At 72.6% G+C, this 11,815-nt stretch carries 14 protein-coding genes; 7 read left to right on the top strand and 7 right to left on the bottom strand.

What is annotated here, in order from left to right:
* The first annotated feature begins 101 nt into the window (after nucleotides 1-101).
* The 4 genes from ACZ7P3_RS02225 to ACZ7P3_RS02210 all read left to right on the top strand — a co-directional run bounded on the left by ACZ7P3_RS02225 (nucleotide 102) and on the right by ACZ7P3_RS02210 (nucleotide 3,385).
* Nucleotides 102-1,526, top strand: coding sequence for a DUF2252 domain-containing protein (locus ACZ7P3_RS02225; protein WP_472078462.1), 1,425 nt, complete (start codon nucleotides 102-104; stop codon nucleotides 1,524-1,526).
* A gap of 40 nt (nucleotides 1,527-1,566) precedes the next feature.
* On the top strand, nucleotides 1,567-2,043 hold the full coding sequence (locus tag ACZ7P3_RS02220; RefSeq protein ID WP_472078461.1) for a hypothetical protein: 477 nt from the start codon (nucleotides 1,567-1,569) through the stop codon (nucleotides 2,041-2,043).
* A 150-nt stretch (nucleotides 2,044-2,193) separates the two neighbouring features.
* Nucleotides 2,194-3,006, top strand: coding sequence for a hypothetical protein (locus tag ACZ7P3_RS02215; RefSeq protein ID WP_472078460.1), 813 nt, complete (start codon nucleotides 2,194-2,196; stop codon nucleotides 3,004-3,006).
* A gap of 49 nt (nucleotides 3,007-3,055) precedes the next feature.
* On the top strand, nucleotides 3,056-3,385 hold the full coding sequence (locus ACZ7P3_RS02210; protein ID WP_472078807.1) for a rhodanese-like domain-containing protein: 330 nt from the start codon (nucleotides 3,056-3,058) through the stop codon (nucleotides 3,383-3,385).
* A gap of 79 nt (nucleotides 3,386-3,464) precedes the next feature.
* On the opposite strand, the gene ACZ7P3_RS02205 is transcribed toward ACZ7P3_RS02210, so the two are convergent.
* The 7 genes from ACZ7P3_RS02205 to ACZ7P3_RS02175 form a co-directional block, all read right to left on the bottom strand.
* On the bottom strand, nucleotides 3,465-4,598 hold the full coding sequence (locus ACZ7P3_RS02205; protein ID WP_472078459.1) for an acyl-CoA dehydrogenase family protein: 1,134 nt from the start codon (nucleotides 4,596-4,598) through the stop codon (nucleotides 3,465-3,467).
* 195 nt (nucleotides 4,599-4,793) lie between these two features.
* On the bottom strand, nucleotides 4,794-5,858 hold the full coding sequence (locus ACZ7P3_RS02200) for a 2Fe-2S iron-sulfur cluster-binding protein (RefSeq protein WP_472078458.1): 1,065 nt from the start codon (nucleotides 5,856-5,858) through the stop codon (nucleotides 4,794-4,796).
* Nucleotides 5,858-6,385, bottom strand: coding sequence for a 1,2-phenylacetyl-CoA epoxidase subunit PaaD (gene paaD / locus ACZ7P3_RS02195; RefSeq protein WP_472078457.1), 528 nt, complete (start codon nucleotides 6,383-6,385; stop codon nucleotides 5,858-5,860). Before paaD ends, ACZ7P3_RS02200 begins: the two co-directional genes overlap by 1 nt.
* Complete coding sequence (paaC, locus tag ACZ7P3_RS02190; RefSeq protein ID WP_472078456.1) at nucleotides 6,379-7,098, bottom strand: 1,2-phenylacetyl-CoA epoxidase subunit PaaC; 720 nt, start codon at nucleotides 7,096-7,098, stop codon at nucleotides 6,379-6,381. The genes paaD and paaC overlap by 7 nt, the downstream gene beginning before the upstream one ends.
* The gene (gene paaB / locus ACZ7P3_RS02185; RefSeq protein ID WP_472078455.1) at nucleotides 7,095-7,382 is read right to left on the bottom strand and encodes a 1,2-phenylacetyl-CoA epoxidase subunit PaaB; all 288 of its coding nucleotides are present in this window, start codon (nucleotides 7,380-7,382) and stop codon (nucleotides 7,095-7,097) included. The genes paaC and paaB overlap by 4 nt, the downstream gene beginning before the upstream one ends.
* The gene (paaA, locus tag ACZ7P3_RS02180) at nucleotides 7,379-8,398 is read right to left on the bottom strand and encodes a 1,2-phenylacetyl-CoA epoxidase subunit PaaA (protein ID WP_472078454.1); all 1,020 of its coding nucleotides are present in this window, start codon (nucleotides 8,396-8,398) and stop codon (nucleotides 7,379-7,381) included. Before paaA ends, paaB begins: the two co-directional genes overlap by 4 nt.
* 417 nt (nucleotides 8,399-8,815) lie before the next feature.
* Nucleotides 8,816-9,262 (bottom strand): hypothetical protein, encoded by a 447-nt coding sequence (locus ACZ7P3_RS02175; RefSeq protein WP_472078453.1) that lies wholly within the window; start codon nucleotides 9,260-9,262, stop codon nucleotides 8,816-8,818.
* A gap of 6 nt (nucleotides 9,263-9,268) precedes the next feature.
* On the opposite strand from ACZ7P3_RS02175, the gene ACZ7P3_RS02170 reads away from it, so the two are divergent.
* Genes ACZ7P3_RS02170 through ACZ7P3_RS02160 form a run of 3 tightly spaced genes read left to right on the top strand, consistent with a single transcriptional unit; the run spans nucleotide 9,269 to nucleotide 11,792 of the window.
* Complete coding sequence (locus ACZ7P3_RS02170) at nucleotides 9,269-9,820, top strand: DUF5819 family protein (protein WP_472078452.1); 552 nt, start codon at nucleotides 9,269-9,271, stop codon at nucleotides 9,818-9,820.
* Entirely contained in the window at nucleotides 9,817-11,040 is a 1,224-nt protein-coding gene (locus ACZ7P3_RS02165) for an HTTM domain-containing protein (RefSeq protein WP_472078451.1), read from the top strand. The genes ACZ7P3_RS02170 and ACZ7P3_RS02165 overlap by 4 nt, the downstream gene beginning before the upstream one ends.
* On the top strand, nucleotides 11,037-11,792 hold the full coding sequence (locus ACZ7P3_RS02160; RefSeq protein WP_472078450.1) for a TrmH family RNA methyltransferase: 756 nt from the start codon (nucleotides 11,037-11,039) through the stop codon (nucleotides 11,790-11,792). Before ACZ7P3_RS02165 ends, ACZ7P3_RS02160 begins: the two co-directional genes overlap by 4 nt.
* The last annotated feature ends 23 nt before the right edge of the window (nucleotides 11,793-11,815 follow it).

Raw genomic sequence — 11,815 nt, 5'->3', positions numbered from 1 at the left:
CCACAGGATCTGACGCGTTTCGGCCGCTGGCTGTACGGTCTGCACGAGTTGATGTTCGAGTCGATCTTCGTGCGAGCGGGTGTTCGGGGGAGGCGGTCGCGGTGACCGAGGCTGGTGTGGACGAGGCGGAGCGGGCGGCGGTGGGCCGGCTGCCCCGGGTGCGCGGATTCGCCCACTGGCCGCCGCCGGGCTCGCCCAAGGAGGAGGGCAAGGCGCTCAGGACGAGCGTGCCGCGCAGTGTGCACAGCACCCTCGACCTGGACGGATCCCGCCCGGACGCGATCAGCGCGGTGGAGGACTCCAACGCGGGCCGCATACCCGAGCTGACACCGATACGGGTGGGCCGGATGGCAGCCACCCCCTTCGCCTTCCTGCGCGGTTCGGCCGGACTCATGGCGTACGACCTGGCGCGTACCCCCACGACCAGGATCGGCACCCAGCTGTGCGGCGACGCCCACGCGGCCAACTTCGGCCTCTACGGCGACGCCCGCGGCGGCCTGGTCATCGACCTCAACGACTTCGACGAGACGGTGCACGGCCCCTGGGAGTGGGACCTGAAGCGGCTCGCGGCCTCGCTGGTGCTGGCCGGGCGGGAGGCGGGCGCCGACGAGGACACCTGCCGCAAGGCCGCCCAGGACGCGGCCGGCGCCTACCGGCGCACCATGCGGCTGCTGGCCAAGCTCCCCGTGCTGGACGCCTGGAACGCCATCGCGGACGAGGAACTGGTCTCCCACACCGACGCCCATGACCTGCTCGGCACGCTGGAGCGGGTCTCGCAGAAGGCACGGTCCAACACCAGCGGCCGGTTCGCCGCGAAGGCGACCGAAGAGGTGGCCGACGGCGGCCGGCGCTTCGTCGACGCACCACCCGTGCTGCAGCGGGTCCCGGACGCGGAGGCGACGGCCGTGGCCGCCGCCCTGGAGTCGTACGCTGCGACGCTCTCCGAGGACCGGCTGCCCCTGCTGGCCCGGCACGCGGTCCACGACGTGGCCTTCCGGGTGGTCGGCACCGGCAGCGTGGGCACGCGGTCCTACGTGGTGCTCCTCCTCGACCACCGCGGGCAGCCGCTGGTGCTCCAGGTCAAGGAGGCCCGCCCCTCGGTACTGGTCCCGCACCTGGCCACGGCCGGGTTCGAGGCGTCCCCGGTGGAGCACGAGGGACGCCGGGTGGTCCTCGGGCAGAAGCGGATGCAGGTGGTCAGCGACATCCTGCTCGGCTGGACTACGGTCGACGGGCGGCCGTTCCAGGTGCGCCAGTTCCGCAACCGCAAGGGCAGCGTGGACCCGGCCGCCCTCACCGCCGACCAGATCGACGACTACGGCCGGATGACCGGCGCTCTGCTGGCACGCGCCCACGCGCACAGCGCGGACCCCCGCCTGATCGCCGGCTACTGCGGCAAGAACGAGGAACTGGACGAGGCGATAGCCGGCTTCGCCGTCGCCTACGCCGACCGCACCGAGGCGGACCACGCACAGCTGGTGGCGGCGGTGCGGTCGGGCCGGATCGCGGCGGAGACGGGGGTGTGACGGCGGAAGCCGGAAGGGCGAGGGCAGAGGCGGTGGTGAAGTGAAGTACGTCGAACTGACCGGCGGCGAGGGCGAGGAACCGGGATTCATGGACCCCCGGCCCTACCTCGCCGAGCTTCCCGGAATCGCGGCCGAACTGCCGCCGGGCGCCCGCGCGTTCGCCACCGACCCCGGACATTACGACTTCGGCGGCAAGCGGTGCGTGAAGGACCTCCAGCCCGCCCAGGTACGCCGCACCGGCGACGGGGACCTCGAGATCCGCTTCCGTCACAACTGCTTCAAGCACGACGAGGACCTCCTCGTCCGCTACTCGGGCGTCTCCCGTTTCCAGTCGGACGTCCTGGACGTCTGCGACCCGGCCTCCCTCGGCGACGTGATCCTCGACGAGATCCTTCCGCACCCCGGCGGCTGCACCCATGAGCTGGCCTGCCGGCCCGGCACCCTCGTGGTCGCCTGCCGGGACCTGGAGGCCGAGTGGATACCCGCCAACTGCCCGGACGCCCGCCCGGCCGACTGACCCGCACCGCCGGGGCGGGGCGCGTCATCCCGGGGGCGAGCCGAGCTGCCCGGGCATGATCCCCGCCGTCCTGGGCATGAGCCCTGCCGTCCCGGGCGCGAGCCGTGCCGCCCCGGGCGTCGGGTTCCGGCCGTGGCCTACGCTGGTCCCGTGACGACCCCGGAAGCTGAGCAGTCCCAGGCACCGCGGCCCGAGGAACGGCTGGAACAGGCCGTACGGGCCGCCGAGCAGGCGCTGATCGAGTACGAGATCGCCGTGGAGACGTTCCGCGTCGAGGTCGAGAACTTCTCCCGGCTCCACGAGCAGAAACTCGGCCCGCTCTACTCCCGCATCGAGGAGCTGGACGCGCAGATCGCCGAGGCGCGGGCCGCCCGCACCGGCGACCCCGAGGACCTCCGCCGCGCCGAGGAGGCCCGCGCCCGCGTGCTGCCGATGCCCGGCGTCGAGGAACTGCTGCACGGCTGGATGGACGGGGACGGCCTGTTCCCGGAGGCCGCCTCGATGCTCACCGACCAGGCGGTACGGCCCCCCGAGCGGGTACGGCCCAGCGAGGAGGCCCGCAAGCTCTACCGCGAGCTGGCCCGCAAGGCACACCCCGACCTCGCACAGGAGGAAGAGGAGCGCCGACGCCGCGAGGAGTTCATCACCCGGGTCAACGCCGCCTACGCCCGCGGCGACGAGACGCTGCTCAGAGAGCTGGCCGGGGAATGGGCGGCGGGCCCGGTGCCGCCGGAGCGGCGCCCGAGCCCCGCCGAGGAGCTGTACGCCCGCCTCGAATGGCTCGCCCAGCGCAAGGAGCTGCTCACACTCGTCGCCCGCGAACTGGAGGAGGGCGCCATCGCCGGCATGCTGCGCCTGGCCCCGGACGACCCCGACGCCCTGCTCGGCGAGATCGCCGACCGGCTGCGCGCCGACATCCAGCAGCGGGAGACCGAGCTGGCGGGCCTGCTGGGGGAGGGGTGAACCACGCCGCCCTTCCGGTAGCGTCGAAGACATGCATTTCGGATCTGGTGTGCCCACGGTCGAGGTCGCGGACCTCAAGGACGGCGACTTCCTGCTGGACGTCCGCGAGGACGAAGAGTGGGAGGCAGGCCACGTCGCAGCGGCGCTGCACATTCCCATGAGCGAGTTCGTGGCCCGGTACGGCGAGCTGACCGAGGCCGCCCCGCAGGACGGCCGGGTCAACGTCATCTGCCGCTCCGGCGGCCGCTCGGCCCAGGTCACGATGTACCTGGTCCAGCAGGGCATCGACGCCGCGAACGTGGCCGGCGGCATGCAGCACTGGGAAGCCGCGGGCCGACCGGTGGTCACCGCCGCCGGGGCACCGGGCGCCGTCGTCTAGAGCCGACGGACCCCAGCACGCGCAGCCCCGCCGCCGGAGCACGCTCGGCTGAGCGGAAGCCCGGGCAGCGGAAGCCCGGTCAGCTGAGCGGGTGGGCCGCCAGCAGGTCGCCGAGCGTCTCCTCGTACGCCGCCGCCGGGCCGAGCGCCAGCTCCAGGTGCTTGGCCCAGGCGTGATACCGGTGCAGCGGGTAATCGGTGTCCGCGCCGAACCCGCCGTGCAGATGCTGAGCCGTCTGCACCACCCGGCGCACCCCCTCCGCGGCCCAGATCTTCGCCACGGCGACGTCTCCCGCGGCGGGCAGCGCCCCCGGTGCGCCCGAGGCGATCCGCCAGGCCGCCTGCCAGAGGGTGGCCTCCATGGCACGCAGGTCGATGTACCGGTCGGCGGCCTGGACGGCGACCGCCTGGAAGGTCGCGATCGGGTGCCCGAACTGCTCCCGCTTGCCGGTGTACTCGCCGGTCATCTTCAGCACCCGCTCGCCCAGGCCGAGCGCCAGCGCGCAGGTGCCGGTGGCCAGCAGCGCATGCAGCCACTCCCAGGCACCCTGCGCCTCGATGACATCGCCCGCCGCGATCCGCGCCGACCGCAGGCGCAGCTCGGCCAGCCGCTCCCCGCTGGTGGAGATCTGCTCGGTGAGCACCAGCCCCTCCTGCCCCCGCGGCACCAGCGCGAGCACGGTCCGGTCGGCGCCGGTGTGCGCGGGGACGAGGACGAGGTCCGCGTCGTACGCCCACGGCACCGCCGTCTGCACCCCGTCCAGCACCCACGCCTGCCCGTCCCGCCGTGCGGTGACGGCCAGGCCGGCCGGGTCGTGACCGGTCCGGCCGTGCGCGGCGACGGTCAGCACCGGCTCGCCCCGCCCCGCCCCGGCCAGGAGCCGCCCGCGCAGTTCCTTGCCGCCGTAGGCCTGTACGGCCATCGCGGCCGCGCTGTGCTCCAGCAGCGGCACCCGGGCGAGCACCTTGGCGGACTCGCGCAGCACCAGGCACAGCGCGATGGCGTCGAGACCTGCCCCGCCGTACTCCTCGTCCAGCAGCAGGCCGACCAGGTCGGCCCCGGCCAGCCGGGACCACAGCTCCCGGTCGAAGCCCTCGGCAACGGCGCCGGTGGTGAGGGCCGGGCTCGGCACCGCGTCCGGTGCCACCCCGGCGAACACCCCCCGTGCCGCTTCGGCCGCCGCCAGCTGCTCCTCGGTGAAGGTGAAGTCCACGGCCTGTCCTCCCGGCGAGTCCGCTCGTCCGACGGTTCGTCTGACGGGGCGTCAAGATAGAACAGGTTCTAGGAGAAGGGAACGGGGAGGGAGGGGCGGCGTGTTCGAGGTTGCTTCTCGAGATCGCTTCTGAGGGTCCCCCTCCCCCTCCCTCCCCTCCCCCCAGCCCCACCCCACCCATCGTCGAGGCACGCCTCAGCGGTCGAAGTCCAGCTCCACCGTCTCGGTCAGCGGGTGCGACTGGCAGGCCAGGACATAGCCGGCCTCCGTCTCCTCCGCCTCCAGCGCGAAGTTGCGGTCCATGCGGACCTCGCCCGAGACCAGGAAGGCCCGGCAGGTGCCGCACACCCCGCCCTTGCAGGCGTAGGGCGCGTCGGGCCGGTTGCGCAGCACCGTCTCCAGCAAGGACTCGCCGTCCTGCACCGGCCAGCTGCCGCCGCGCCCGTCGAGCCGGGCGGTGACGGTGCTGTGCGCGGGCGACCGGACCGTGGCCGCGGCAGCCACGCCTCCGTCCACGTGGAAGATCTCCTGGTGGATACGGGTCCGGCTGGTGCCCAGCTCGCGCAGGGCCTTCTCCGCGCCCTCGACCAGCCCAAGCGGCCCGCACAGGAACCATCCCGCGACCTGGTCCACCGGCAGCAGCGCGGGCAGCAGCCCCGCGAGCCGCTCCCGGTCGAGCCGCCCGGACGGCAGGCCCGCCTGCTGCTCCTCGCGGGAGAGCACGGTCACCAGCTGGAACCGCTGCGGGTAGCGGTCCTTCAGGTCGGCGACCTCCTCCAGGAACATCGTCGAGGCGGCCGTACGGTCGCTGCGTATCAGGCAGAACCGGGCCGCGGGCTCACGAGCCAGCAGCGTGGAGACGATCGAGAGCACCGGGGTGATGCCGCTGCCGCCGACGATCGCCGCGTAGAGACCGGGCGCCGGTTCGAGGGTGAAGCGTCCGGCCGGGGTCATCACGTCCAGTTCGTCACCGACGCCGACCTCCTTGAGCGCGTAGGTGGAGAAGGCACCGCCCTCGACCAGCCGCACTCCGACCCGCAGCGTGCCCGGGCCTTCGCCGGCCGGGTCGGGGGCCGGGGAGCAGATCGAGTAGGTCCGCCGTATCTCGGCGCCGTCCGCCTGCCGCCGCAGGGCGAGGTGCTGGCCCGGTGCGTGCCGGTACTCCTCGCGCAGATCGGGCGGGACGGTGAAGGTGAGGGCGACGGAGTCGTCGGTGAGCCGGTCGACCGCGGCCACGGGGAGCGGGTGGAAGCGTGCCATCACAACTCCTTGAAGTGGTCGAAGGGTTCACGGCAGGACAGACAGCGGCGCAGTGCCTTGCACGCGGTGGAGGAGAACCGGCTCAGCAGTTCGGTGTCGGCGGATCCGCAGTTCGGGCAGCGGACCGGGTCGGTGTCCTCGGCGAGGGTGCGGGTCGCGCCCAGGGACAGGGGCACGGGGCCCGGGTCGTGGCGCATGCGCGGGGGAGCGATGCCGAACTCCTGGAGCTTGCGGCGGCCTTCGGGGGTGATGTCGTCGGTCGACCAGGCCGGGCTGAGCACCGTGCGGACGGTGACCTCGCGCATGCCGTGGGCGTGCAGCACCTGTTCGATGTCCGTGCTCATCGCCTCGACGGCGGGGCAGCCGGTGTAGGTCGGGGTCAGGTCGACCTCGACCGTGCCGCTGTCGGTGACATGCACCGCGCGCAGCACCCCCAGTTCCTGGAGCGTGAGCACGGGCAGTTCGGGGTCGGGCACCGAGCCGGCCAGTTCCAGCAGCTCCGCTTCCAGGGCGGTGGCCGTCACCATGACGCTCCCGGGTGGCTGCGGTGCAGGTGCTGCATCTCGGCGAGCATCCGTCCGAACGGCTCGGTGTGCAGGCCCTGCCGGCCGGCGCCCGCCGTCCAGGCGCCCGAACGCGGGCCCTCGGGCACGCTCAGGCCGGCCCGGAGGAGCACGGCCGTCACGGACTCCAGCCAGCGGCTCTCCATGCCTGCCCAGTCGGCGTCCAGGCCCTCCACCGGCTGGAACATCTCCCCGGTGAACCGCCACAGCGCGTCGCATGCCCGCTGCATCCGCTCCCGGCTGAGCTCGGTTCCGTCGCCGAGCCGCAGGGTCCACTGCTCGGCGTGGTCGCGGTGGTAGGCGATCTCCTTGACGGCCTTCGCGGCCAGCGGTGCGAACGGGCCCTCGCCCGCGGCCAGTGCGGTGTGGAGCAGCTGCTGGTAGGTGGAGAAGTACAGCTGGCGGGCGATGGTGTGGGCGAAGTCGCCGTTCGGCTGCTCGACCAGCTGGAGGTTGCGGAAGTCCCGCTCCTCGCGCAGGTAGGCCAGTTCGTCCTCGTCACCGGCCATCGACAGCAGGACACGGGCCTGGCCGAGCAGGTCGAGGGCGATGTTGGCGAGGGCGACCTCCTCCTCCAGGACGGGAGCGTGCCCGGCCCACTCGCCCAGGCGGTGGGAGAGCACCAGGGCGTCGTCGCCGAGGGCGAGCGCGGCGGTCGCGGGGACGGTCGCGGTCACAGGTGCTTCACCCCTTCCGGGATCTCGTAGAAGGTCGGGTGCCGGTAGGGCTTGTCGGCGGCCGGCTCGAAGAAGGGGTCCTTCTCGTCCGGTGAGGAGGCGGTGATCGAGGCGGCCGGGACGACCCAGATCGAGACGCCTTCGCCGCGCCGGGTGTACAGGTCACGGGCGTTGCGCAGGGCCAGCTCCGCGTCCGGTGCGTGCAGGCTGCCGGCATGGGTGTGGGAGAGGCCGCGGCGGGAGCGTACGAAGACCTCCCACAGGGGCCAGTCGGTGTTCGTCATGCTCGCGTCTCTCCCGTCCCACCGGTGGTGCCGGTGTGCTTGACCGCGTATGCCGCGGCCGCCTCCCGTACCCATGCGCCTTCGTCGTGTGCGCGCCTGCGCTGGGTGATCCGTTGTTCGTTGCACGGGCCGTTGCCCTTGAGGACCTCCCAGAACTCCGTCCAGTCGATGGCGCCGAAGTCGTGGTGTCCCCGTTCTTTGTTCCACCGCAGGTCCGGGTCGGGGAGGGTCAGGCCGAGGGACTCGGCCTGCGGGACGCAGATGTCGACGAAGCGCTGGCGCAGCTCGTCGTTCGAGTGGCGCTTGATCTTCCACTCCATCGACTGCGCGGAGTGCTGGGACTCGTCGTCGGGCGGGCCGAACATCATCAGCGAGGGCCACCACCAGCGGTTCACCGCGTCCTGGGCCATCGCGTGCTGCTCCGGGGTGCCCTTGCTGAGGGCCAGCAGCAGTTCGTAGCCCTGGCGCTGGTGGAAGGACTCCTCCTTGCAGACGCGCACCATCGCGCGTGCGTAGGGGCCGTAGGAGCAGCGGCACAGGGGGACCTGGTTGATGATCGCGGCGCCGTCCACCAGCCAGCCGATGGCGCCGACGTCGGCCCAGGTCAGCGTCGGGTAGTTGAAGATCGAGGAGTACTTCTGACGGCCGCTGTGGAGCTTGTCGAGCAGTTCGTCCCGGCCGGTGCCGAGGGTTTCGGCCGCGCTGTACAGGTAGAGGCCGTGGCCGGCCTCGTCCTGGACCTTGGCCATGAGGATCGCTTTGCGGCGCAGGCTGGGTGCGCGGGTGATCCAGTTGGCCTCGGGCTGCATGCCGATGATTTCGGAGTGCGCGTGCTGGGCGATCTGCCGGACCAGCGTCGCGCGGTAGGCGTCGGGCATCCAGTCGCGCGGTTCGATGCGCTCGTCGGCGGCCACGGCCGTGTCGAAGGCGCGCTGGTACGCCGCCGTGTCGGCGGCGGTCTGCGGTGCGCCGTCCGGCTTCGTGCCTGCCGTGCGGTGCGCGGCTGCTGTGGCCATGCGGTCCCCCTGACCTCGGGCTCTCCTTGAGCACGGTCCCGACCGATCGTTCGGTCCGTGCGTCATCAATGGTGTGCTGGGGCGCTTCGGGTGTCAACCGCTGTGGAAAACCCGGCGGTGAGCCTGTGGAAAACCGTGGGCGAGCGGTGTGGCGTGGTGAGGGCCACTGATCCGGGCCGTACCCGGGGCTGCGCCGAGCGGCCGGGGCTGAGTACCGTTCCGTGCGAGTGCCGAGGAGTGGCGCTCGGGAAGAGCGAGGCGCCTGTGACGGCGGCCGGACGACGGAGCGGAAGCGGGGGACGGGGCGGAATGGACGCGTACGACGAGGACTCGCAGGCCCAGCGCGGGCCTGACGGGTCGACCGGGGCGCGTCGCCCGCAGGATCCGGGGGACCACGGTCCCCCTGCCCGAGACGGGTCAGGCGATCCTGACGGTCTCCTTTCCCAGGACGGCTCCGGCGATTCCGGCGATTCCGACGGTCCTTCCGCCCGGGTCGGCTCCGGCGATCCTGACGGTCCCCTTTCCCGGGACGGTTCCGGCGATCCTGACGGTCTCCTTTCCCGGGACAGCTCCGGAGATCCTGACCGTCTCCCTTCCGGGGTCGGCTCCGGCGATCCTGACGCCTCTCGTGCGCGAGAGGGAGAGGGATCGGGCGATCCCGACGGTCCTCCTGCCCGCGAGGGCGCCGGCGGGCCCGGCGGCGCCCTCGCCCGCAAGACCTCCGGCGGCCCGGCCGGCTCTCCGCCGCCCGATTCCCTGCCCCTCCCGGCGTCGCCGCGCACCGGCGTCGCCGCCCTCTCCCCCCGCTACCAGCTCGGCGCGGCCATAGCGCTCGCGGTGGTCGCCGTCACCGCCTGTGTCCACCTGGGGATGGTGTTCCTCAGCCTCGCGCCGGCGAACACGGTGACCAAGCAGCACGGCAAGGCGATCGAGGAGTGGGTGTACCCCGAGTTCGAGCAGAACTGGAAGCTGTTCGCGCCGAACCCGCTGCAGCAGAACATCGCCGTCCAGGTGCGCGCCGAAGTGCGGATGAAGGACGGCAGCACGCGCACCACCGGCTGGGACGACCTCTCCGCCCGGGACGGTGCCGCCATCGACGGCAGTCTGCTGCCCAGCCACACCCAGCAGAACGAGCTGCGCCGCGCCTGGGACTTCTTCGTCGCCACGCACGGCCCCGACAACCGGCCCGTGGGCATGCGCGGCGCGCTCTCCGAGCAGTACGTGCGCCGGATCGTCGTGATGCGCCTGAACCGGGAGGGCACGAGCCGGGAGGGCGTCATCCAGCGCGTACAGGTCCGCTCCAGCACCACCAATGTGCAGCCGCCCAAGTGGAGCCGCGAGAAGATCTCCGACAGGCCCTTCTACCGTGTGCTGCCCTGGTGGACGGTGTCGGCCGACGAGGCCACGGGGGGTGTGCGGTGAACCGTCTCTCCCTGACCCTCTCGCGCGGCATCGCGCGCGTCACCGAGTCGGCGCTCGGCCCGTACCAGAGCGCCGTGATCCGCATAGGCTTCGCGGCGACCTGGCTGCTCTTCCTGCTGCGCGAGTTTCCCCACCGCCGGGAGCTGTACGGCCCGGACGGCCCCTGGAGCTGGGACCTCGCCCAGCAGCTGACCTCCGACAACCACGCCTTCTCGGCCCTGATGTGGTCCGACGGGCAGGCCTGGTTCGAGGTCTTCTACCTGCTGGCGATCCTCTCCAGCGCGGCGCTGCTGCTGGGCTGGCGCACCCGGACCGCGTCGGTGCTGTTCATGGTGGGCGTGCTGTCGCTGCAGAACCGCAGCGTCTTCGTGGGGGACGGCGGCGACAACGTCCTGCACCTGATGTCCTTCTACCTGGTGTTCACGCGCTGCGCTCAGGTGTGGTCCCTCGACGCGCGGCGGGCGGCCCGTGGGGAAGCGGCACGCGCGCGTGGGGAGCGGGTCCGTGCGGACCGGGTCGGTCCGCTGCTGTGGGCGGTGCTCGGCCTCGTGCTCGGCGGTGTGACGCTGGCGGGCCGGTTCGACAACGGCTGGCTGGTGCCCGCGCTGCTGTGGACGGCGTGGGCCGTGCTCGGCCTGTGGGGGGCGGTGCAGCGGTGGGCGAGGTCGCAGGAGCCGCGGATCCTGCTGGACGTGATCGCCAACGTCCTGCACAACGGCGCCATGTTCGTGATCATGGCGGAGGCCTGTCTGATCTACGCCACGGCCGGCTGGTACAAGATCCAGGGCTCGCGCTGGCAGGACGGCACCGCCGTCTACTACCCGCTCCACCTGGACTACTTCTCGCCCTGGCCGGGCCTGGCCGATCTGATGTCCTCCAGCGGCACGATCATGATGATCGTGACCTACGGGACGGTCATCGTGCAGGTCGCCTTCCCGTTCACGCTGTTCAACCGGCGGGTCAAGAACGTCCTGCTGGTGCTGATGATGACCGAGCACGCCGTGATCGCGGTCGTCCTCGGGCTGCCGTTCTTCTCGCTCGCGATGATCACCGCGGACGCGGTCTTCCTGCCCACGTCGTTCCTGCTGCTGCTCGGCGGGTGGGCGGCACGCGCGCGGGGCCGGCTGTTGCGGCGCGGCGACGGAGACGGCGACCGTACGCTGCCGTCGCCGCGCTCTGCGGAGGAGGCCCGGCCCGGCCGCGTAGGGTTCACTGCATGAGCGACCCCGTGACCCGCTGGCGCGCGTGTGCCGGGAGTGCCGTGCTGCTCGACGGCTTCCACGCTCTCAAGCACGCCCTGCGCTTCGGCGCCGAGGTCCCGGTGGCGGTCACCACCGACCGGCGGGCGGCGCTCGCCCTCGCCGCCGAACTGGCCGGGGACGTCAAGGACGCGCTGGACACGCTCCTGGCGGAGGTGCCCGAGCAGACGTACGCCTCGCTCGTGCCACGCACCCACCCGACGGGGGTGGCCGCCCTGGCCGTACGGCCGTCGCGCGAGGCCAGTCTGCGGGCGCTCGCCCACACCCCGCGCACCGCGCCCGTCGTGGTCCTCGACAACCCGCGCAACCTCGGCAACGCCGGAGCCGTGATCCGGCTGGCCGCCGGGTTCGGGGCGACCGGAGTGGTCACCACGGGCACGCTCGACCCCTGGCATCCCACCGTGGTGCGCGGCGGGGCGGGGCTGCACTTCGCGACCGCCGTGGAACGGCTGGAGGCCGAGGAGCTGCCCGCCGGGCCGCTGTTCGCCCTCGACCCCGAGGGTGAGGACATCCGGGCCACGAAGCTGCCCGACGACGCCGTGCTGGCGTTCGGCTCGGAGCGCAGCGGCCTGTCGCCGCAGCTGCGCGCGCGGGCCGACCACCTGCTGCGCCTGCCGATGCGCCCCCAGGTCTCCAGCTACAACCTGGCCACGAGCGTGGCCATGACGCTCTACCACTGGAGCGCGACCGAGGGGGCGCGGCGCACCCCTTAGGCGGGCGTGGCTGTGCCGGTGTG

This window comes from Streptomyces sp. NPDC107581 (assembly GCF_055657175.1).
Note: the sequence above shows the minus strand (reverse complement) of the source record. Positions and strands in the feature narration are given on the sequence as shown.

What these genes read in the sequence shown, in the direction of transcription:
- ACZ7P3_RS02170 (WP_472078452.1), top strand. Translation starts at nt 9,269, where the DNA reads ATGGTGTTCCTCAGCCTCGCGCCGGCGAACACGGTGACCAAGCAGCAC.
- paaA (WP_472078454.1), bottom strand. Translation starts at nt 8,398, where the DNA reads ATGGCCACAGCAGCCGCGCACCGCACGGCAGGCACGAAGCCGGACGGC.
- paaB (WP_472078455.1), bottom strand. Translation starts at nt 7,382, where the DNA reads ATGACGAACACCGACTGGCCCCTGTGGGAGGTCTTCGTACGCTCCCGC.
- paaD (WP_472078457.1), bottom strand. Translation starts at nt 6,385, where the DNA reads ATGGTGACGGCCACCGCCCTGGAAGCGGAGCTGCTGGAACTGGCCGGC.
- ACZ7P3_RS02200 (WP_472078458.1), bottom strand. Translation starts at nt 5,858, where the DNA reads ATGGCACGCTTCCACCCGCTCCCCGTGGCCGCGGTCGACCGGCTCACC.
- ACZ7P3_RS02160 (WP_472078450.1), top strand. Translation starts at nt 11,037, where the DNA reads ATGAGCGACCCCGTGACCCGCTGGCGCGCGTGTGCCGGGAGTGCCGTG.